We start from the raw sequence: 22279 nt of genomic DNA on the forward strand, positions 1-22279 counted from the left end.
CAGCAACTAGGCTGCCTTCTGCTCGGAGACCTGCTGGATCGAACGAGCGAGACCAGAGGAAACGCCGTTGACGCAGACAGCGATGTCGCGAGCGAAACCGGAGATGAGGCCGGCGATCTGGCCGAGAAGCTGATCCTTGGTGGGCAGCTCGGCGATAGCCTTAACATCATCAGCGGAAACGGCCTTGCCGTCGGAGATACCGCCCTTGATCTCAAGGACGCCCTTGGACTTAGCGGAGAAGTCCTTAAGGGCCTTAGCGGCCTCGACCGGCTCGGTCTCGTAGAACACATAAGCGACGGGGCCCGCGAGGATCTCGTCGATCTCGGGCTGCTCCTGGTTCTTGAGAGCGATCTTGACCAGGTTGTTCTTGTAGACCTTCATCTCGGCGCCGCACTCGCGAAGCTGATGACGCAGCTCCTGAGCCTGCTTAACCGTCAGACCGTTGTAGTTGACGACGAACAGACCGGCGTTCTCGGCGATACGGGACTCGATCTCTGCAACCTTGTCGATTTTGTACTGCTGGGGCATGAATTACACCTCCTCGAATTCTTTCCGGGCACGGTCCGCCACAAGGACGTGACGGGGGCATGTCCAAAAAGAAAGCCCCCGCGCTGCATGAGCGACGGGGGCGAGAAGACATATCTACTCGACCACCTCGGCTGGCGGGATATCCCATTAAGCTCGCGGGCGATGCCCGTTTGCACCGGCTGTCTCTGGCAGCGGATTCGTGCGTGAACCGAAAGTATTATGGCGGGGACCCCGGCGTCGGTCAACGGGCGCGAGGATTCGTACACAAACCCTGCATACGCTCCGGTCCGAGGGGCCGGGTTGAGATTTTCGCTCGGTCAAGTCCTGGCTCGCACGAAGAGCACATTAAGTGCTCTTCGGCTCGTGCGGAATCTACGAAAATCTCAACCCGGCCCCTCGGACCGGAGCTGCGGTAACTTTGCTGCGAATCCTCGTGTCCGTTGAGCGACGTGCCCCACTCATAATGCTTGGGTCGGTGGGCTGATGTGTTGCATCCCTGAGGGCTAAAAGGTTGAAATGAAGGTGGACAGGCGGTGGAGGCCTTCGTCTAGGTCTTTGTCGGAGACGCAGTAGCTTAGGCGGATATGACCTTCGGTGCCGAAGCAGTCGCCCGGGACTAGGGCTACGTTTGCCTCTTCGATGGCTTTGATGCAGAAGTCTTCGCTGGTTAGGCCGAACTTTTTGATGCTCGGGAAAGTGTAGAAGGCTCCTGCGGGCTCTACTACGTCGAGGCCCATGGCGTTTAAGGCTGCGAGTACGCGTTCGCGGCGGGCTCGGTAGACTTTGAGCATGGGGGTTGGGTCGACGGTCAGGGCTCGGGCTGCGGCGTCCATCTCGAAGGAGACGGCACTCGATACGAGGTATTGGTGAGCTTTGCCGATCTCGGCGATGACGGGGGCTGCCGCTGCGAGCCAGCCCAAGCGCCAACCGGTCATGGCCCATGGCTTCGAGAAGCTCTCGATGACCACCGTCTGCTCGCGTAGCTCCGGGTGGCGCTGGGCAAAGCGCTCGTAGTCACCCACATAGACCAGACGGTTGTATACGTCGTCGCAGACCACGTAGATGCCCGCCTGCTCCGCTACGCGCGCCACGGCGTTGAGCGATGCCGCGTTGAGAATGCAGCCCGTGGGATTGTTGGGCGAGCAGATAACGATGGCCTTGGTCGCCGGGGTCACACAGGCGCGAAGCGCATCCTCGTCAATCTGAAATTGCGCAGGCCCCGTATCCAAAAAGACCGCTTTGGCGTGATTGGCCACAACGATGCTCTCGTACAGGCCAAAGGCCGGCGTGGGAATAATGACCTCGTCGCCGGGGTTGAGCATAGCCATAAATGTTGCCGACAGGGCCTCGGTCGCGCCGTCGGTCAGGATGACCTCGTCGGCCGAAAACATAAGGCCCGCGTCCCCCATGTAGGCAGATAACGCCTCACGCAGGGCGGGGCGACCGTTGTTGGGCGGATAGTGCGTGTCGCCGCGGTCCAACGAAGCAGTCACCTCGGCGCTAATCACATCGGGCGTGGGAAAATCGGGCTCACCTAGCGCGAGCGCGATGCACCCCGGATGCTGGGCGGCGAGCGCGTTGATCCGGCGGATACCGGAGGGCTTAAGCGTGGCAAGCGAGGTGTTCATGGGCAGACGCATGACGTTCCTTTCGTAAGGGTTGCACTAGGATAGCGCGGCGGGACGCCGCCGGACGGTGTAACCTAAACGGAAACCAACCGGAAAGAAGGCGGCATGGAGACGACCGCACGCGGCGATGTACCAAAAACGCTGCAAACCATTGCGTATATCAGTATTCCCAAGAGCGCCGATCTTGAGTTTTTGCTCTGGGACCTGCAGGATGCCATCGCCGCCTATGCACAGATTTCCGGCACCGCACTCCCCCATCCAGTCGACTTGGAGGCGGATGATGCCGGCAGCGTTGCCGGTACCGCCGATGGCATTGTGTTCGCCGTTGAAGATGCACCCAATGATGAAGCGATGGCGCCCATTGAGCAGGTGCTCGACCGCTTTGGCGGCGCAGGGACGCGTGCCTACGTTGTTGTCCAGGCCGACATCGGCGGCCTGGAGCGAGCACACGGGCTCGTCGTGCGTCTGCGAGCGGCGTGCGACCTTCGTGGGCTGTCATGGTGCGGCGGCGTTGTCGCCTGTACCGGCAGCGGCTTCGCGGCGCTTCGTCACTCACCGCGCATGGGACTCTTGCGGCGACCGTTTTCGGAAGCGATGGACAAGCTCGTAGGCGCCGTTCGTATGGGCTGTTCGGTTGAGCATGCGCAGCGACTTGGTGGTGGTAATGCCGAGGACGTCGACGCCGACGGCATGATTTGCACCGAGCCAGCCGTGCCCGCGCCGATCTGGCGAGGCGTTCTGAAACGTCTGGGCGCCCACGCTCAAACAAAAATCTAAATTAAATAACAGCCCAGTCAACGGCTTCACTCCAACGCTCGACAAGCCGCTCCAAACGCCACGCCGCGTTGGCAGGGCTCGTCGACGGCAGCACGATGGCAGCTAGCCCCGTCCGCTCTTGTAGATAGCGTTTGTAGAGCCGCCCGGCCGCGCCGCCGTTGCAGATAACGACCTCAATCGGCGTGACATCGGTAATGCGCTCGATATGTGCCGGCACAACGTTGCGAATGCTCGCGTCGCTTGAGCCCTTGATGTCACAGCTCTCGATCACGTCCCACAGGGCCACACCGCCGTTGAGCAGCATAGCCCGCTTGGCAGCAACCGAGGCGTCGAGCGTCGCAGGCTCGCCGCTCGCCAAAGCGTCTCCCTCGTTGGGCGGCACGGGCACACCGAGGCACGCGGCCATCACGCGCCAAAAGCGGTTCTGGGAATTACCGTAATAGAAGGTGTTGGCGCGCGAGAGCACCGAGGGAAACGACCCCAGCACCAAAACGCGCGAGCGCCGGTCGAACACGGGCTCAAACCCATGCTCAATATGTTGATAGCCCTCGTCAGACACAGGCATGGGCTAGGCTCTCAGCAGATAACGCACCTCATAGGGCGCAAGTTCAAGGGAGCCCGGCAGCTCGACCGTGGGTGCATCGTCGGCAAGCAGGTCGACGAAGGAGCCGTTGAGTTCGCCGGCTCCAAAGGTATAGGGCTCGTTCACGGCATTGACCGCCATGAGCACCGTCGCATCGTCGTAGGCGCGCTCGAACAGCAGCTGCTTGTTCTGGATCACCACGTTGCGATAGGCACCATAGTTGAGGGCACGGGCCGCCGCGTCGTCTGCCGAGCGCAGGTGCGCGAGCTGCTTGATGAAGGCCGTCAGCTCGTTGGGCGCAGGCTCATCGAGCGCAGGTCGCAGCGCCCAGTCGCCATCGGGGCCACCCTTTTCGCCAGGAATCCCCCACTCGCTGCCATAGTAGACGCACGGAATGCCCGGCATGCCAAAGAGCATGCCATAAGCGGGGCGCAGACAGGACTTGTCGGTAAGGATGCTCGCCAGGCGCGGCACATCGTGGTTGTCGACAAACGACAGCAGATGCTTGCCGCGATAAATGCACCACGGGTCACCGCCAAACTGGCGATGCAGCGAGTGGGCGATCTCGAACATATTGACCGAGTTAAAGCTGGAGTACAGGCCCTTGTAGCACTCGTAGTTGGTGCAGGAGTCGAGCATCTCGTCGTTGACGATCTGATTGTAGTCGCCGTGGAGCGTCTCGCCGATGAGCACAAAGCCGGGCTTGAGCTCACGGGTAAAGGAGTGTAGGCGGCGTATAAAGTCGCAGTCAAGCATATAGGCAACGTCCAGGCGCAGGCCGTCGACGCCAAAGACGTCGGCCCAACGGCGCACGGACTCGAGCAGGTAATCGACCACAGCGGGATTTTGCAGGTTGAGCTTCACAAGCTCAAAATGGCCTTCCCAGCCCTCGTACCAAAAGCCGTCGCCATAGCAAGAATCGCCGTCAAAGCTAATGTGGAACCAGTCCTTGTAGGGCGAGTCCCACTTGCGCTCCTGCACATCGCGGAAGGCCCAAAAACCGCGGCCGACGTGGTTGAAGACGGCATCGAGCACCACGCGGATACCATGGGCATGCAGCGTGTCGCATACGGCGGCAAAGTCGGCGTCCCCACCCAGGCGGCGGTCGATGTGGCGCAGGCTGCGTGTATCGTAGCCGTGACTATCAGATTCGAGCAGCGGGTTGATGAGCACAGTGCCAACGCCGAGTTCCTGCAGGTAGTCGGCCCATTGGGCAATCTTCATGATGGGCGCATCGGGGTTTGGCGCGGCGTTGACAGCCTGGGCGAGCTCATCCTCGACAACGGGCGCGGCGTTTTCGCGCGGAGCTCCGCAAAAGCCCAGCGGATAGATCTGATAGAACGTCGTCTCGTATGCCCACATAGCAACCTCCCGGTAAGCTCAACACAACGACATCCATTGTATGCCCAGCAGGGTGGCTAATTTGCGATGAGAGACGTGGCTAGGCGACGGGCTTTGCGCGGCGTATGGCCGGGAACAGCACCGTAATGGCGAGGATAACGCCCACGACGGTAATCGCCCCGCCCGCGAAGCCAATCCAGGAGATACCGGGACCCGAAACCACGGCGCCGCCGATCGCGGTGCCCGTGCCGATGCCGAGGTTAAACAGGCCCGAGAAGATCGACATGGCGACGGCCGACGAATCCGCCGGCGTGTACTTGATGAGCTCGGCCTGAAACGCCACGTTAAAGGCCGTGGAGCAGCAGCCCCATAGCGCGCAAACAGCGAGAACGGCGACGAGCGACGGTGCAACCGGACCCATGAGCAGCAGAGCCACAGGCACGCCGGAGAGTGTGATAGCCAAGAACGGAAAGCGATGGCCATCGAACAGTCGGCCGAACAGCCAGCTTCCGAGCAGACCGGAGCAGCCAAACGCCGTCAGCGTCATGGTGATGGCGCTTGCGTCGACATGGGCGACCTGCGCCAGGAAGGGCTCGATATAGCTGTAACCCGCGTAGTAGCCGGTCGCCATAAAGACCGTGACCGCGTAGAGCGCGATGAGGAACGGGCTCTTGAGCAGCTCGGGCAGCTGTTTGACGGTAAAGCGCTCGCCCGCCGGCATGACCGGGAACACCGCTGCCTGGTACACCACCGCGACGGCAGAAAAAGCTCCGACCACGGCAAACGTCATACGCCAGCCCACGGCCAGGCCGATGGCGCGACCGAGGGGCAGGCCGAAGATCTGCGCGATGGACGAGCCCGTGGCGATCATGCTGATGGCGAGCGCCCCATGGCGGGTGTCGACCAGGCGCGAAGCCATGATCGAGGCGACCGACCAGAACACGGCATGCGCGCAGGCGACCACCAGACGCGCGCAAACCAAAATAGGATAGGTGGGCGCCAAGGCGGACAAGAACTGGCCGAGCGAAAACACGGCCAAAACGCCCAGCAGCATCCGCTTGAACTCAAAGCGCGAGGCAAACACCATGAGTGGCAGCGACAGCAGCATGACACCCCAGGCGTAGACCGAAATCATGATGCCTGCCTGGGCCTCGGTGAGCGAGAACGATGCGGCAATATCAGTCAGAAGGCCAATGGGCATGAACTCCGACGTGTTGAATACGAACGCGCAGCAGGCGAGCCCGATAAGCGGGAGCCACTGCTTGAGCGAGATGCCATCTTGTCTTGCCTGAGTCATGTAGGAAACCTCTCCGATTGTCTTGGGCGGTGGGCGATTATATAGCAACGGCCCCGCATCCGTCAGTACAGATGCAGGGCCGCAATCAACTCAATACACAGAGGTTGCGCCGTCAATAAATAGCTAAGCCAACCCCAGCAATATGCCCGCCGAATGCACGACAAACGCCACGATCCAGGCGACCGTCACCTGAAACGCGAATACAGCCACGGCATAGCGCGCGCCCAACTCGCTCTTGACGGCGCCGATGGACGCCACGCAAGGCGGGTACAGCAGCGTAAAGACCAAGAACACGTAGGCGGTAAACGGCGAAAACATGGTCGACAGCGCCGCGGGCGACGTTGCGCCCAAAAGCACCGTGAGCGTCGAGATGACGCTCTCCTTGGCAATGAGTCCGGTGACGAGCGCCGTCGAGGCGCGCCAGTCGCCAAAGCCGAGCGGCGCCAGCACCGGCGCGATGATGCTGCCGAGGCCCGCAAGCAGGCTTTGCGACTGGTCGGCGACCACATTAAAGCGGATATCGAACGTCTGAAGGAACCAGATGACCACCGTAGCGGCAAAGATAATGGTAAAGGCCTTGGTAATAAAGTCCTTGGCCTTATCCCATGCCAGCATCACCGTCGTCTTGATGCTCGGCAGGCGGTAGTTGGGAAGCTCCATGATAAACGGCACCGGGTCGCCCTTAAATGCCGTGCGGTTGAGCACCAAAGCCGCGATGCAACCGATCGCAATGCCAATCAGATAGAGCGAGACCATGGCGGGAACCGTCGCCTGTGGGAAAAACGCCCCGCACAGCAGACCGTAGACCGGCAACTTGGCCGAGCAACTCATAAACGGCGTGAGCATGACGGTCATCTTGCGGTCGTGCTCGGACGGCAGCGTGCGCGTCGACATGATGGCCGGCACGGTGCAGCCAAAACCGACGAGCATGGGCACAAAGCTGCGGCCCGACAGGCCAAAGCGGCGCAACACCTTATCCATGACAAAGGCAACGCGTGCCATGTAGCCCGAGTCTTCCAGAATGGAGAGGAACAAAAAGAGCACGACGATAATCGGCAGGAAGGTCAGCACGCTGCCCACGCCCGTAAGCACGCCGTCGACAGCCAGCGAGCGCACCACGTCGTTGGTGCCGAACGCCTTGAGACCCGCATCGGCCGAGGCGATGATGGCAGCGATGCCGTCCTCCATGAGTCCCTGCAACGCCGCGCCGATCACGCCAAACGTCAGCCAAAAGACGAGGCCCATGATCACCAGGAACGCCGGAATGGCTGTGTAACGACCTGTCAGGATGCGGTCAATCTTGACGGAGCGCACGTGCTCGCGGCTCTCGTGCGGCTTTACGACGCAGCGCCCGCACACGTCGCCGATAAAGCCGAAGCGCATGTCGGCCAGCGCAGATAGACGGTCGGTGCCGGCCTCGCCCTCCATCTGGGTAATGATGTGCTCGATGGCGTCAAGCTCGTTGCGATCCAGATGAAGTGCCTCGGTCACCAGCTCGTCGCCCTCAACCAGCTTGGTCGCCGCAAAACGCACGGGAATGTGCGCCGTCGCGGCATGGTCCTCGATCAGGTTGGCAATGCCGTGGATGCAGCGATGCAGTGCACCGCCGTCTGGACCATCGGGCGCACAGAAGTCCAGGCGACCGGGGCGCTCACGGAACCGCGCCACGTGCAAGGCATGATCCACCAGCTCGCCGATACCCTCGTTGCGGGCAGCGCTAATGGGGACAACGGGCACGCCCAACAGGCTCTCGAGCAGGTTGACGTCCACGGCGCCGCCGTTGGCCGTCACCTCGTCCATCATGTTGAGCGCGATGACCATGGGACGATCGAGCTCCATAAGCTGCAGCGTCAGGTACAGGTTACGCTCGATGTTGGTGGCGTCGATGATGTCGATGATGGCGTCGGGGTTTTCGTCCAGGATGAATTGGCGGCTGACGATCTCTTCGCCCGTGTACGGCGACAACGAGTAAATACCGGGCAAGTCGGTAACGCTCGCCTCGGGGTGGTTACGGATAGTGCCGTCCTTGCGGTCGACCGTCACGCCGGGAAAGTTACCGACATGCTGGTTGGAGCCCGTCAGCTGGTTGAATAACGTGGTCTTGCCGCAGTTTTGGTTGCCGGCGAGGGCAAAGTGCAGCGGCGCGCCCTCGGGCACGGCCGTCTTTGCCGCACGGGGCGAATACGTCCCCTCGCCCAGGGCCGGATGCTCCGTCGTGCCGATTGCGGCGTTAGCGCGCGGACCCGTATCGGTGTCGTGAATACCCACAAGCTCGATGCGAGCGGCATCGTCCTTGCGCAGTGTCAACTCGTAGCCACGCAGGCGGATCTCGAGCGGGTCGCCCATGGGGGCGTACTTCATCATGGTGACTTCGGTGCCCGGCGTTAGGCCCATGTCCAAAATATGCTGTCGGAGTGCCTGATCGTCCGATGCCACCGATGCGACAACGGCGTCCTTTCCAATCTCGAGTGTATCGAGCTTCACGCGCTCATCCTTTCGTTAGACGCGGTTAACCGTTTACCGGGGCTAACCAACTCGTAACGACAAATGATAGCGCTCTGAACTATTTTATAAAGTCAAATACCGATGTTTACCTGCGCAAACTTTATGCGGTGCGCCCCGAAAGCTCTTTGCGCATACCGCTCAGCGAGATCGAAATGGAACCCGACCGCGCGGTAGCAGTGAGTCGATCACCCTCAACCGACCCCGTGCATGTAAAGGGCGCCTTGCCCATCAAGACGTGGGAGATAGTACCCGAGAGCTCAAAGAAATCGCACTCAGCGCGGGCACCCGAGAGAGCGATATTGAGACCCCTGACGTTTAGTACTGCCCTGAGCGCGCCGTTCACCCCATGTGAAAACGTCACCTCGCCGCGCTTGCTCCCCACCGGCGTCTGGGCCAAAACCACATACGTACCCTCAAGCATGGCTCCTCCTCTAAGCAGACTTTTTGAAACGGGCAAGTAGTCTACTTTTACATATGGCGCTCCAGGAAACGGAAGGCCAGGCGGATCCAAGGACGGACTGCCACCTGCTTGTCCTCGTTGTCGACCGCGGTGTTGGCGTTGCCGAGCGAAAGGCCGTGACCGCCCTGGTCAAAGACGTGCATCTCGCAAGCGACGCCCTCCTCGGCCATGCGCTGCGCAAACGGATAGACCTGTGCGATCGGCGCTGTCTTGTCGTCGGACACGCCCCACACAAAGGTCGGCGGCATCTGGCGCGAAACATGCGTGGTAGGGCAAATGTCGGTCAGGTGCTCATCGGTCGCCTCGCCGCCCGTCACCATCGACAGATAGTCGTTGAGCAAATCGCGCCCTGTCTTGCCACCCGTCTTGGGCACGCGCAGGTCGATGCGCGGGTCACGCGTCTGCATATCGCGCACATAGGCAAGGTCGAGCAACGGATAGCCCAGCACCACGGCGTCGGGACGAATGTCGTCCGGACGCGCCCCGGCAAGTGCCGCGAAGGGGCCGGTCTTCCACTGCGTTGCCAGCGAGGCGCAAATCATGCCGCCAGCAGAAAAGCCCACGACGCACACGCGCTTGGGATCGACATGCCACTCGTCGGCATTCGCACGCACCGTGGCGACCATCTTGGCAAGATCTGCCTGGGGGTGCGGAAAGCTCACGTCACCCGTAGAACTTGTGACATAGTTGAGCACAAAGGCCTGGTAACCGTGATCCAAAAACGCAAACGCCACGGGATCCTGCTCATGCGGAGCGATATGCGTAAACGCACCTCCGCCGCAGATAATCACGGCAGGGCGGCGGCCATTCGGTTTATCGGGCAGCGGTTCGGCACCCAAATACGTAAACGTCGCCGGATATTCCTCGGTCGGCTCCTCGCCCCACAGCGCATGGTTCTCGACAATCATATGTGCTCCCTTCGCGCAAATTAAGCGCCATTGTTTTTCGCCTTCAAGCGTACCCCACTTGAACCCGTGACGCAGAAACACGCCAGCAATAAGTTTCCCTTCAACTGATATATCACATAATCCCAGCTCAGAGGTATCGCTGAGCAGCGTAGAATAGGGGGTGTTGACCAAGCCGCGAAACAGATATGAAACGTTTCCGGCAAACCAAACGCGCGATATGCGCCTATTTAAGTTGGAGGCAACTATGGGTCTGCTCGATTCGCTTAAGTCCACCTTCACCTCGACCGGCGAGGCGTCCGTTCCGCCCGCAGCAAGCTTCGCCACCCGCGAAGGCGTCATCTATGCCCCCGTCAACGGCGTGCTCGTCAGCCTGGACGAGGTTCCCGACGAGACGATCGCCTCGGGCATGCTTGGCCAGGGCTATGGCATCGAGCCCATTACCGGCACCATCTATGCGCCCGCCAACGGCCGCATCGGCGCCACCACTGTCACCAACCACTCCATCGGCATGATTACCGAGGACGGTCTGCGCGTATTCATCCATGTTGGCCTGGGCACCGTGGAAATGAACGGCAAGGGTTTTGCCCGCTTTGTCGAGATGGGCGATGTGGTCAAGGCCGGCCAGCCGCTCATCAGCTTCGACCGCGACGCTATCAAGGCCGCCGGCCACGAGGACATCGTGACCGTCATCGTCTCCGAGCTCGATCGTCTTAAGAGCATCGACCATGTCGGCGAGTCTGGAACGCTTATCGGCGGCAACCCGCTCGTCAAGCTTGGCGACCCGCTGCTGGTTGCCAAGACCAAGTAGCCAGGCCCCGCGCCACACAGCCAAAAGGCACCTCGTCAAGCGCCCGCGACCATTTGGCCGCGGGCGCTTTTCGTTTGAAAAACCATCCCGCCAATGCCTTATCTGTATAGCCCAAATGAGCCGAGCTGCTAGAATATCGAACTGTATGGATAACTATCATTCAACCGCTATGGGAGGATACGTGAACCGCACCAAAATCGCGCAGCTCTACGCCGACGCCGAGTCGCTCGGCGGCCAGACTGTCACCGTCGCCGGCTGGGTCAAGTCCGTCCGCGACATGAAGAACTTTGGCTTTGTTACGCTCAACGACGGCAGTTGCTTCCGCGACCTGCAGGTCGTCATGAACCGCGAGGCACTCGACAACTACGACGAGATCGCCCATCAAAACGTCTCGGCCGCACTCATTTGCACCGGCACCGTCAAGCTGACGCCCGACGCGCCCCAGCCTTTCGAGCTTTCTGCCACCTCCATCGAGGTCGAGGGCGTCAGCGCCCCGGATTACCCGCTGCAGAAGAAGCGCGCGACCGTCGAGTTCCTGCGCACCCAGCAGCACCTGCGCCCGCGCACCAACCTGTTCCGCGCCGTGTTCCGCATCCGCTCTGTCGCGGCTGCAGCCATCCACCGCTTCTTCCAGGAGCAGGGCTTTGTCTACGTCAACACCCCCATCATCACCACGAGTGACTGCGAGGGCGCCGGCGAGATGTTCCGTGTGACCACGCTTGACCCCAAAAATCCGCCCCTCACCGAGTCCGGCGAGGTCGACTGGAGCCAGGACTTCTTTGGCAAGCATGCGAGCCTCACCGTGTCCGGCCAGCTCAATGCCGAGAACTTTGCCCTGGCCTTTGGCGACGTGTACACCTTTGGCCCCACCTTCCGCGCCGAAAACTCCAACACCACGCGCCACGCCGCCGAGTTTTGGATGATTGAGCCCGAGATGGCCTTTGCCGATCTGAACGACTACATGGATAACGCCGAGGCCATGCTCAAGTACGTCCTCAAGGACGTAATGGCCACCTGCCCCGACGAGCTCAACATGCTCAACAAGTTTGTGGACAAGGGTCTGATCGAGCGCCTGAACCACGTGGCAAACTCCGACTTTGCCCGTATTACCTACACCGAGGCCGTCGAAATTCTGGAGCAGGCCGTCGCCGCCGGTCACCAGTTTGATTACCCCGTCAGCTGGGGCATCGACCTGCAAACCGAGCACGAGCGTTTCCTGACCGAGGAACACTTTAAGCGACCGACTTTTGTGACCGACTACCCGGCCGAGATCAAGGCGTTCTACATGCGCATGAACGAGGACGGCAAGACCGTCGCCGCCGCCGACTGCCTGGTTCCCGGTATCGGCGAGATTATCGGCGGCTCCCAGCGCGAGGAGCGCCTGGACCTGCTCGAGGCCCGTATCAAGGACCTGGGTATGAATCCCGAGCAGTACAAGTACTATCTGGACCTGCGCCGCTATGGTTCCTGCAAGCACGCCGGCTACGGCTTGGGCTTCGAGCGCCTGGTCATGTACCTGACCGGCGTGGGCAACATCCGCGACGTCCTGCCGCACCCGCGCACCGTGGGCAACGCCGACTTCTAATCGTCGGACGCTAGCTCGCGTCGCCACACGCCAACGCTCATCGCACAAGCGTCTCTCGACATCGGTCGAGAGACGCTTTTTTCAACAGCATCCGTCAAGCTTTTGGCAAGTTTTTGGTCAGTTGGGCAGGGCTGTTGAAAACTCGACCCGCCGCTTGCCGACGGCTACCGACCGCCCAGGGCGTCCTGCACCCCTGGGAAAGCCCCGCGTCCTAGGCTCCATACCGTCGCCACCCAAAACGGAAAGGACGTGGGCGCCATGACCGAAACCGCTGTTGAAACTTACGAGACCACGACGAGGGGCGCCGCCTCGATGGCAGCCTATCGCGCCGTTCGTATCTTGCAACTATTAAGCGAAAACACCGGCGAGGACAAGGCCATGCTTTCCGATGAGTTGATCCGGCGCCTCGCCCATCCCGACGACCCCGCCCGCATGCCCATCTCGGCGGCGCGGCGCAGCATCTACACCGCCATCTCCGCACTTCGCCATGCCGGATACGAAATTGAGTACAAGCGCGGCGTGGGTTATCGGCTCTTGACCCGTCCGCTCACCGACGAAGAGATCATCCGGCTCCACGGCATGGTCATGCGCAACCGCTCTACACCCATCGCCATTCGAAAAAGCATGGCGCAGCACCTGGTTGCCATGGCGAGTGCCGACGTTCGCGGCTACCTCGATGCGCCCGAGCCTGCTCCAAGCGCAGACGGCAAATCCACCAAGGCCACACGCACGCCCGTCAAGCGCATCGATGCCTGCGAGCTCATCGAGCAGGCCATCGACCACGGAACCACGGTGAGTTTTGATATTTCGAGTGTCACGGCACGCGGAGAGGTCGAAGTGGCGCGGATGACACTCCGGCCCTTTGCCATCAAGCAACGAGACGGCATCTCGTATTTGCTGGGAACGGTCTATGACGCGCGAGGCGCCGATGACACGTTGCGTACCGTAGAGATCGGCCGCATGAGAAACGTCACCACACGTCTCCTCGACGGCAAGAAGCTCTTCGCCGCCCTGGACGAGGACGACGCCTCCTCCGCCGCATAAGACCCTCCGCCGCCCATTCGACTACCCGTACCGCCCATCCGATTCTGTATTAAAAAACCCGCCAGGCTGTTGTAAAAATGGACATCAGCGCTACTATAGTCCCACTTGCACTTTGTCCCAGTGCAGTGTTTCCAGCCATTTTTATACTGGGGGTAATGATATGAAGGACATCACCATCAGCCGCAGGAGCCTTCTGGTCTCCGCCGGCCTGCTCGCGCTCGCCCCGCTCGCCGGATGCGGCGGCAACTCTGGTTCCGGCTCCGCTGCCGCCGGTTCAGACTACACCATCGGCGTTCTGCAGCTCACCGAGCACTCCGCACTCGATGCCGCCAACGACGGCTTTGTCAAGGCCATCAAGAAGAGCGGTCTCAAGGTCAAGATCGACCAGAAGAACGCCCAGAACGACCAGTCCACGTGTAAGTCCATTGCCGACAAGTTTGTGGGCGACAACGTCAGCCTGATTTATGCCATCGCCACGCCCGCCGCGCAGGCTGCCGCCGGCGCCACGGCCGATATCCCCATCGTGGGCTGCGCCATCACCGACTACGCCGCCTCCGGCCTGGTCCAGGACAACGACAAGCCCGGGACCAACGTCACGGGCGCTTCCGACCTCACCCCGGTCGCCGAGCAACTCGAGATGATGCAGAAGGTCCTGCCCGACGTTAAAAAGGTCGGCCTGCTCTACTGCACCGCCGAGTCCAACTCCGACGTCCAGATCAAGGCCGCCAAGAAGGAGCTCGACAAGCTGGGCCTCGAGTACACCGACTTCACCGTCTCGAGCTCCAACGAGATTCAGTCCGTCGTCGAGTCTGCCGTGGGCAAGGTCGACGCGCTGTACTCCCCCACTGACAACACCATCGCCGCGGGCGCTTCGCAGGTCGGCCAGATCTGCAAGGAGAATAAGCTCCCCTTCGTGACCGGCGAGGAGGGTATGTGCATGGCCGGCGGCCTGTTCACCCTCTCCATCAACTACGAGGACCTGGGCTACGCCGCGGGCGAGATGGCCGTTAAGATCCTGAAGGGCGAGGCCAAGCCCGAGGATATGCCGATCAAGCACCTCTCGAGCAAGAACCTGGTCGTCGTCAAGAATGACGAGATGGCCGAGGCTTTGGGCATCGACCTCTCCGCTCTGGACGAGTAGCAGTATGCGCGGCGATGTGCCTAGGGCCCATACTCGCGCCGTTGCCGTGTTATTCAATATCTGAGCCACAGGGGCGAACGCCAAAGACCGGCGTTCGCCCTGCTTGTTTCGGATGAGGCAAAACATCCGTCCGCCACTCTATTATGCATTGTTACCGCTATCATGGTGACTCGCGTGTCCACCCTATCCTAGGAGGTATGAAGCATGCTCATTGCATTGCAGGGCGCCGTTTCGCAGGGTGTCCTCTGGGGCATTATGGTGCTCGGCGTGTTTATCACGTTCCGCCTGCTCGACATCCCCGATATGACCTGCGACGGCAGCTTTGCCCTCGGCGGCTGTGTTTGCGCCGTGCTCATCGTCAACAATAACGTCGACCCCTTGCTCGCCGTGCTGGCCGGCATGTGCGCCGGTGCCATTGCCGGCGCCGTCACGGGCATCTTGACCACCGTCTTTGAGATTCCCGCAATCCTCGCCGGAATCCTTACGCAGATCAGTCTGTGGTCCATCAACCTGCGCATCATGGGCAAATCCAACACGCCCATCCTTGCCAAGGGCACCATCTTCTCATCCGTCAGCCACATGACGGGCCTGCCGCAGTCCACCGTTGCCATCATCCTGGGCATTGTGCTGGCCGTGGCCATCGTCGCCATCCTGTACTGGTTCTTTGGCACCGAGATCGGCTCGGCGCTGCGTGCCACCGGCAACAACGAGTACATGATCCGCGCCCTGGGCGTCAACACCAACACCACCAAGATGATCGCCCTCGTGCTCTCCAACGCCCTCATCGGCCTCTCTGGCGCGCTTATCTGCCAGAGCCAAAAGTATGCCGACATTGGCATGGGTACCGGCGCCATCGTTATCGGTCTTGCCGCTATTGTTATCGGCGAGGTGCTCGGCCGCCTGCTGCCCGGCGGTCTCACGCAGTTTAGCGTCCGTCTTGCCTCCGCCGTCTTTGGCTCCGTGGTGTACTTCCTCATCCGCGCCATCGTGCTGCAGTTGGGCATGGACGCCAACGACATGAAGCTGCTCTCCGCCGTGATCGTCGCCGTGGCCCTGTGCGTGCCCGTGGTTTGGGAGCGCTATAAGCTCCGCAGCTCCTACACGAAGGGGGATGAGGCAGATGCTTAAGCTCTCGCACGTCAAGAAGACCTTTAACAAGGGCACCGTCACCGAGAAGCGCGCGCTTACCGGCGTCGACCTTACCCTCAATGATGGCGACTTTGTAACCGTGATCGGCGGCAACGGCGCCGGCAAGTCCACGCTGCTCAATATGATCGCCGGCGTGCATCCGCTCGATTCGGGTGTCATTGAGCTCGACGGCACCGATATCTCGCGTCTGAGCGAGTCGCAGCGCGCCAAGTACCTGGGCCGTGTGTTCCAGGACCCCATGCGCGGCACCGCAGCCGACATGCAGATTGCCGAGAATCTAGCCCTCGCCAAGCGCCGCGGCCAGCGTCGCGGTCTTTCGTGGGGCGTCACCAAGGCCGAGAAGGACGAGTACGTTGAGCTGCTCAAGCGCTTGGACCTTGGCCTGGACACACGCCTCAACGCCAAGGTCGGCCTGCTCTCAGGCGGCCAGCGCCAGGCACTCACCCTGCTGATGGCCACGCTCACCAAGCCGCGCCTGCTGCTGCTCGACGAGCACACCGCCGCACTCGACCCCAAGACGGCATCGAAGGTGCTCAATCTGACCGAGGAGATCGTCGACGAGAACCACCTGACCACGCTCATGGTCACGCATAACATGAACGACGCCATCCGTCTGGGCAACCGTCTGATCATGATGCACGAGGGCCATGTGATCTACAACGTGGCCGGCGACGAGAAAAAGTCGCTCACCGTCGCCGACCTGCTGCAGAAGTTCGAGGAGGTCTCGGGCGGCGAGCTCGCCAACGACCGCATGCTGCTGAGCTAAACCTGCCAAAAAGGGACAGGTTTATTTTGGCAGGTTTTATCTCGGCAAACGTCAAAACCGCCGCAAAGGAGCAGATACCTTTGCGGCGGTTTTCGCTAACCCCCATATCGAGCACAGAAGCCCGTCCGAATTTGATCGGACGGGCTTCTTGATGGGTATCATGGTTGGACGATCATTAGGAGGTTTCTCTACATGGAATTGTTTGAGCCGATTCTTCATTTCTTTGCACAACGATGGGTCCACAACATCATCTGGACAGGTATCTTGGCCATCGGCACCGCCGTTGCCGCCAAGGTCGCGTCCAAGACCCTGTACCACCTGCTCAACCGCGACGATAACCCACTCCCTTCATCAAGCATCTTCATCAACATCGCGCGCGCCGTCATTTGGATGATCGGCGGCAGCTTTATCCTCGACAACTGCTTTGGCATTAATGCAAACGCCCTCGTCGCCGCTCTTGGCGTCGGCGGCATCGCCATCTCGCTCGGCTTTCAGGACACGCTGTCAAACCTTATCGGTGGCATGCAGGTGACCTTTATGGGCATCATCAAACCCGGCGACAATATCGAGGTCGGCGGCGTGTCGGGCGTGGTCCAAGATATCACCTGGCGCCATACGGCCATCGAGGACGCCTGCGGGCAGACCATCATCGTCCCCAACTCAAATATCTCCAAGAACACGCTCGTGCACCTCATGCCCTTTGGGCGCGTTGCCGTGCCCGTTGCCGTAAAGGACACGTCCAAGTGGGCTTCACTGGACGCGCTGGCAGATGAGCTCACCGACGCCACCAAGGCCGCGGTGCTTCCCATCTCTGGCTTTGACAAGGAGCCCTACGTGCTCTTTAGCGAGATCGGCGACTTTGGCATCAAGGGCAAAATCATCTTTATCGTCAGCGACGATAGCACCACCTTCACGGCAGCCGACGCCTGCATCCGCGCCATCGCCCCCATCATCGCCTAAAACCACCGCAAAGGGGACAGGCACCATTGTGGTGGTTTCGCATCGTGGTACCATGGTTCATATCGTTGTTTAAACGACTAAGGGAGTAGACACCATGGAAGAGGCCTATCGTCAAGCACGCAAGCGCGGCGAGCAGGGACGCCGTCGCGCCATCAGCCAAAGCGAGCATCCATATCTTACGGACCTCGACAGCTTGGTCGCTCAGCTTCCCTGCGGGCAGCGCGAGAACATCGGCCTGCGGGACATTCCGCTCGAAATGGTCGTCGGCACGGTTACCAAAGGTCGCCAGTCCGCCTTTTCGTGTAACTTTATGCCGCTGCTCCCCTGGAATACCGAATTCGCCCGCAAATGGTCCAACCTCTACGATATCCAAATCTCCGAGGGCTACCGCGACCCCATCATCGTCACCGAGTTCATGCACCGCTTTTACGTCCAAGAGGGCAACAAGCGTGTCAGCGTCCTCAAATTCCTTGACGCTCCGACGGTTTCGGCCAAGGTGACGCGTCTGTACCCCGGTAAGTGGGATTCCGTCGAGAGCCGCCTGTACGGTGAGTTTTGCGCCTTTTGGTACGTATGCCCCCTGTACGAGATTGAGTTTTCGCGCGAGGGCAGCTACGAGATGCTTGCCAAAATGCTCGGCCAAGATCTTGTCGAAAAATGGCCTCAAAAGAAGGTCGACTACCTACGTCACACCTTCCTGCTCTTTAAGCGCGCCTATCTTCGCGCGGGCGGCGACCACTTGGACATTACGCCTGCCGATGCCATGCTCGTCTACCTCAACGTCTACAACCAGGACCGTCTGCTGGATACGCCGACGGATATCGTCGTCAACCGTCTGTGCAAGATTTGGCGCGAGCTTGTCATTGCCGGCAAAAGCGACGAGGACAAAGTCGATCTTGTCGAAGCGCCGCAGCCCAACGAGAAAGAGGGCGCACCGACAAAAGCTACCTCGGGCGTGCTCAACTTCTTTATGAGCAAGACCGTCTACTCCACTGCCAATCCCATGCGAATCGCCTTTATCCACGAGTTTCCCTGTGCCACGTCGAGCTGGGACAGCCTACACGACCAGGGCCGCCGGTATCTTGATGAGCACTTTGGCGGCATCGTGCGCACCGAGGCGTTCGAGGACTGCCACGATTCGGACGTGTTCTACGCCGCCGTCGAGACAGCCGTAAAGCACGGGGCGAACGTCATCTTCTCGACCTCACACCGGCTCATGGAATACACGCTCAGGGCGTCAGTCGAGTATCCCCAGGTGCGGTTCCTTAACTGCTCAATCGGCCTTCCCCACCAAAGCGTCCGCTCGTACTTTGGAAAGATGTACGAGGCCAAGTTCCTACTGGGCGCCCTTGCCGCCAGCATGGCCGACAACCACCGTATTGGCTACCATGCGTCGGTCTTCGCCTCGGGCGCGCTGAGCGAAATCAACGCCTTCGCTATCGGTGCCTCGCTGCTCGACCCTCGTGCGCAGATTATCCTCACTTGGGGAGATGTTCCCGCCGGCGGTCTTGCCGAAGCCATGTGTCGCGAGGGCGTGAGCGTCATGACCGGCGCCGATATGTCCAAGTCTCTCGAGGACCCCACCGCCTACGGGCTTCACCGTCTGGTAAACGGCAAGGAAGTTACCGGTATTGCTATGCCGGTATGGAACTGGGGCCGTTACTACGAACTCATCGTACGCAGCCTACTGCACGGCACATGGGACGAGACCGCCGATGACCAGCAGGTGCGCGCCGTCAACTACTGGTACGGTATGAGCTCCGGCGTCATCGATATTCGCTACGCTCCGGGCCTACCCTATCAGACGCGTAAACTTGTGCAGCTGCTTCGCAACGGCATTGTCGAGGGCTCCATCAACCCATTTGGCGGCGAGCTCCACAGCCAGGACGGCGTGGTTCAGATTGAGGGCTTCCCTCCCCTGCCGAGTACGCAGATTGTCGAGATGAACTGGCTGGCTGACAACGTTATAGGCTCGATTCCGCAGCTCGATAACGAGCCGGAGGTCCGTGCCCTATGAATATCCTAGCCATTGCCGATGTAGAGGAGCGCTGCCTGTGGGAATGTTTTCGCAAGGAGCGCTTTGAGGACGTTGACCTGATTCTATCCGCAGGCGACCTGGATCCGGACTATCTTGAGTTTTTGGTCACTGTCATCAACAAACCGCTTGTGTACGTTCGTGGCAACCACGACGACCGCTACGCGCGCCATGCACCGGGCGGGTGCATTTGTGTTGAGGACAGCGTATATGTGTACCGAGGTATTCGCATTGCGGGTCTGGGCGGTTCCATGCGCTACCGCGACGGCGCGAACATGTATACCGAGCGCGAGATGGCAAAACGCATGCGCAAGCTATCGCGAAAAATCGCACTGGTAGACGGATGCGATATTCTACTTACCCATGCACCCGTCGCAGGCATGGGCGACCTGGACGACCTGCCGCATCGAGGATTCGAGTGCTTTAATGCGGCTCTTGAGTCTTGGGGTCCCGACTATATGATTCACGGGCATGTGCACCAAAGCTACGGCCCCAACTTTCAACGCGAGCGCCAACACCCATGCGGAACGAAGATTGTCAACGCCTGCGGCTATACCAAGATCGAAATTGACGAGGCGCGCTACCCCACGCGCGGTTGGAAGGCCGCTTGGCTCAACTCGCAAACCATGCGCCGCGAGCTCAAACGCCACGAAGCAATCGTGTCTTCAACCGCCAGAACCCCCTGGTAACTGCCAACAACCACCACGAAGGGGATAGGCACCTTTATGGTGGTTTTGCTGACTCGTCCGACCTGTCCATCACGGTGCTTGTGTAATTAACGAGAACACTCATTGTTTTGTAAGGACGGCGCTCACGTGCCGTCTTTTTTTGTCAACTTATGCAGTCTCGACCGTGTTGTATGTAGAGGGACCTCGCGAGACGCCTTCCCTATATCCACCACGACCAATTGGAGGTGACACTATGCCTGCACGCCGTAACCGCAATAGCACGCTCCGATGCGATGCCGATCAGATCGAGCGGGAAGCAAAGCGCTTGGTCGACACGTATTCCGACCTCATCCTTCGATTGTGCTATTCGGCCCTTGGATCCGCTGACGACGCTCAAGACATCTGCCAGGACACGCTGATCAAGATTCTCCAACGCACTCAACCGTTCGACTCGCTCGAACACGAACGTGCTTGGGTGATCCGAGTCGCACTGAACGCATGTCGCGATATCGGCCGTACGCACGCGAATCACCCGGTTGTCGACCTCGATTCGCTCCCCGATTTCTGCGCACCCGTAACACATACCGAGCAAGAATTCGCGCAACGCGACTGCGCCATTCTTTCCGCTGTCACGGCCCTGCCTCAAGCACAGCGCATCGCCATCTTTTTGCACTACTACGCAGGCATGAGCATCAGGGAAATCGCAGACGCCGTTCACGCGACGCCAGCTGCAACCGCCCAGCACCTTAGCCGCGGACGTGCGTCACTTCGGCTTTCCTTGAAAGGAGACCACAATGACTACGAATTCGAATGACTATCGCCACGCCCTGGAGCACATTTCGTTTACCGATAATGCGAAGCAGCACATGGCAAACTCGATTGCTCAGTCCGTCGCCTCGAGCGATGCGGCGACCGCTCAAAGCAACTTTAATGGCACGCGACGCAAGCCGCGCATCGCCCGCCATCCCGTAAGAACAGTCGCTCGCATTGCCGCTGTAACGGCAGTCCTCGCTATCGTCATTGGAGGCGCTGGCACGGCTATGGCAACAGGCGTCCTGCCGCTTCCTTCTGACATGCTTTCCGACATCTTTGACGGACCTGCTTCTCAAACCGAGATCATCGACCGTATTGGCCGGCCCGTCGGTGCTAGCTGCTCCAACAACGGAGTCACCGTGACCGCCGACGCCATCATGGGCGACAAGGATATGGTTACCATCGCCTATACGCTTACGTTCGACGATCCCGCTGCCCTGAAAAAGCTTTCCGAGCCGGGCGAGAACGGAACTATCGCCGGAAGTGTCGATGGAAACGTATACGTTGATGGCGAGCATGGCGGCCAAGGCCAATCATGGCTCATTGACAAGAACCCCAATGACTCCAGCATTCAATACTTTGCACAGTTCAGCGTTGAATCACCCGGCCTTATGGGCAGGACCGTCCGCACGCATATCAACTCTCTCGTTGTGCCACGTGCTGGCAAAGAGCTTCCCGAGTATAAGAAAATACTTACGGGCCCATGGGATCTTAAGTTCCAGCTGAATTACGAAGATACATCCGTTACGATTCCCGCGCCCAAATCGGTCAACTTTAACGGCACCAAGGCGACGATTCAAGAGGCCACCGTATCCTGCGTTGGCGTTTCAGTCCGCTACAACATAGATCGTTCCATCGAACACGACAACAACAGCGGCAAGATGTCTCAAAACATGGAGGAGTCTATGGATGCCGTTGGCAACATACCCCTCATCGTGACGTTCAAAGACGGTCATGTTGAAGACGCAACCAGCCACAGCGGCTATTTCGCAAATAAACTGGATAACGGCACCACTGATGTCCACAAGACCTGGCCGTTCTCGCAAGTTTGTGACACAGACAAGATTGCAAGCGTACAAATTGGCGATACGGTCATTCCCATGAATTCGTAACGCTACGCGGCTCGTATATGCACCCGGTTCCGCACTTCGCGTCTAAAGATGCGCTGTCATCGAGCAGCGTGAGCGCAAGGCCGCCCGTATGGTCGGCTGGGAACACCTCGTTGCGCTAAAAACCACCACGAAGGGGACCGGCACCTTTGTGGTGGTTTTGCTGACTCGTCC

20 protein-coding genes are annotated in these 22279 nt (G+C 60.0%); 12 read left to right on the forward strand and 8 right to left on the reverse strand.

The window, feature by feature from the left end; all coding sequences use genetic code 11:
- Positions 1–6: 6 nt before the first annotated feature.
- Both rplJ and PMX72_RS02510 read right to left on the reverse strand, forming a co-directional pair.
- Positions 7–528 (reverse strand): 50S ribosomal protein L10, encoded by a 522-nt coding sequence (gene rplJ, locus PMX72_RS02505; RefSeq protein WP_055250258.1) that lies wholly within the window; start codon positions 526–528, stop codon positions 7–9.
- Positions 529–1031: 503 nt separating this feature from the next.
- Positions 1032–2168 carry a pyridoxal phosphate-dependent aminotransferase gene (locus PMX72_RS02510; RefSeq protein WP_271729140.1) on the reverse strand — a complete coding sequence of 379 codons (1137 nt, stop codon included), beginning with the start codon at positions 2166–2168 and terminating at the stop codon, positions 1032–1034.
- A 93-nt stretch (positions 2169–2261) separates the two neighbouring features.
- Here PMX72_RS02510 and PMX72_RS02515 point away from each other — a divergent pair, with 93 nt between their 5' ends.
- On the forward strand, positions 2262–2933 hold the full coding sequence (locus tag PMX72_RS02515; RefSeq protein ID WP_271729141.1) for a hypothetical protein: 672 nt from the start codon (positions 2262–2264) through the stop codon (positions 2931–2933).
- Position 2934: 1 nt separating this feature from the next.
- Here PMX72_RS02515 and PMX72_RS02520 read toward each other — a convergent pair whose 3' ends face one another.
- The 6 genes from PMX72_RS02520 to PMX72_RS02545 form a co-directional block, all read right to left on the reverse strand.
- The gene (locus tag PMX72_RS02520; RefSeq protein ID WP_271729142.1) at positions 2935–3498 is read right to left on the reverse strand and encodes a DNA-deoxyinosine glycosylase; all 564 of its coding nucleotides are present in this window, start codon (positions 3496–3498) and stop codon (positions 2935–2937) included.
- A gap of 3 nt (positions 3499–3501) precedes the next feature.
- The gene (locus PMX72_RS02525) at positions 3502–4878 is read right to left on the reverse strand and encodes an alpha-amylase family glycosyl hydrolase (RefSeq protein ID WP_271729143.1); all 1377 of its coding nucleotides are present in this window, start codon (positions 4876–4878) and stop codon (positions 3502–3504) included.
- Between the two features lie 79 nt (positions 4879–4957).
- Complete coding sequence (locus PMX72_RS02530) at positions 4958–6154, reverse strand: MFS transporter (RefSeq protein WP_271729144.1); 1197 nt, start codon at positions 6152–6154, stop codon at positions 4958–4960.
- A 123-nt stretch (positions 6155–6277) separates the two neighbouring features.
- Positions 6278–8638 carry a ferrous iron transport protein B gene (gene feoB, locus PMX72_RS02535; protein WP_271729145.1) on the reverse strand — a complete coding sequence of 787 codons (2361 nt, stop codon included), beginning with the start codon at positions 8636–8638 and terminating at the stop codon, positions 6278–6280.
- Positions 8639–8759: 121 nt separating this feature from the next.
- A complete protein-coding gene (locus tag PMX72_RS02540) occupies positions 8760–9080 on the reverse strand; it encodes a hypothetical protein (RefSeq protein ID WP_117786142.1) in 321 nt (106 codons plus the stop codon).
- Between the two features lie 47 nt (positions 9081–9127).
- Positions 9128–10027, reverse strand: coding sequence for an alpha/beta hydrolase (locus PMX72_RS02545; protein ID WP_161156091.1), 900 nt, complete (start codon positions 10025–10027; stop codon positions 9128–9130).
- Between the two features lie 244 nt (positions 10028–10271).
- Between PMX72_RS02545 and PMX72_RS02550 the strand changes: the two genes are divergently transcribed.
- The 11 genes from PMX72_RS02550 (at position 10272) to PMX72_RS02600 (ending at position 22108) form a co-directional block, all read left to right on the forward strand.
- Positions 10272–10835 carry a PTS sugar transporter subunit IIA gene (locus PMX72_RS02550; protein ID WP_271729146.1) on the forward strand — a complete coding sequence of 188 codons (564 nt, stop codon included), beginning with the start codon at positions 10272–10274 and terminating at the stop codon, positions 10833–10835.
- 181 nt (positions 10836–11016) lie between these two features.
- Positions 11017–12420, forward strand: a complete 1404-nt coding sequence (asnS, locus tag PMX72_RS02555) for an asparagine--tRNA ligase (protein ID WP_271729147.1) — start codon at positions 11017–11019, stop codon at positions 12418–12420.
- A gap of 258 nt (positions 12421–12678) precedes the next feature.
- Positions 12679–13464, forward strand: coding sequence for a hypothetical protein (locus PMX72_RS02560; protein ID WP_195644183.1), 786 nt, complete (start codon positions 12679–12681; stop codon positions 13462–13464).
- A 160-nt stretch (positions 13465–13624) separates the two neighbouring features.
- Entirely contained in the window at positions 13625–14605 is a 981-nt protein-coding gene (locus PMX72_RS02565; RefSeq protein WP_271729148.1) for an ABC transporter substrate-binding protein, read from the forward strand.
- Between the two features lie 204 nt (positions 14606–14809).
- Entirely contained in the window at positions 14810–15733 is a 924-nt protein-coding gene (locus PMX72_RS02570) for an ABC transporter permease (protein ID WP_117862242.1), read from the forward strand.
- The gene (locus tag PMX72_RS02575) at positions 15726–16520 is read left to right on the forward strand and encodes an ABC transporter ATP-binding protein (protein ID WP_271729149.1); all 795 of its coding nucleotides are present in this window, start codon (positions 15726–15728) and stop codon (positions 16518–16520) included. Before PMX72_RS02570 ends, PMX72_RS02575 begins: the two co-directional genes overlap by 8 nt.
- Before the next feature lie 192 nt (positions 16521–16712).
- Complete coding sequence (locus PMX72_RS02580; protein WP_271729150.1) at positions 16713–17480, forward strand: mechanosensitive ion channel family protein; 768 nt, start codon at positions 16713–16715, stop codon at positions 17478–17480.
- Between the two features lie 94 nt (positions 17481–17574).
- Positions 17575–19497, forward strand: a complete 1923-nt coding sequence (locus PMX72_RS02585; RefSeq protein WP_118377409.1) for a BMP family ABC transporter substrate-binding protein — start codon at positions 17575–17577, stop codon at positions 19495–19497.
- Positions 19494–20204 carry a metallophosphoesterase family protein gene (locus PMX72_RS02590; protein WP_271729151.1) on the forward strand — a complete coding sequence of 237 codons (711 nt, stop codon included), beginning with the start codon at positions 19494–19496 and terminating at the stop codon, positions 20202–20204. The genes PMX72_RS02585 and PMX72_RS02590 overlap by 4 nt, the downstream gene beginning before the upstream one ends.
- 232 nt (positions 20205–20436) lie before the next feature.
- Complete coding sequence (locus tag PMX72_RS02595; RefSeq protein ID WP_117583099.1) at positions 20437–20997, forward strand: RNA polymerase sigma factor; 561 nt, start codon at positions 20437–20439, stop codon at positions 20995–20997.
- On the forward strand, positions 20978–22108 hold the full coding sequence (locus PMX72_RS02600) for a DUF4179 domain-containing protein (RefSeq protein ID WP_117635373.1): 1131 nt from the start codon (positions 20978–20980) through the stop codon (positions 22106–22108). The genes PMX72_RS02595 and PMX72_RS02600 overlap by 20 nt, the downstream gene beginning before the upstream one ends.
- Positions 22109–22279: the final 171 nt, after the last annotated feature.

The organism is Collinsella aerofaciens (assembly GCF_028207065.1).
Lineage (GTDB): Bacteria > Actinomycetota > Coriobacteriia > Coriobacteriales > Coriobacteriaceae > Collinsella > Collinsella aerofaciens_AR.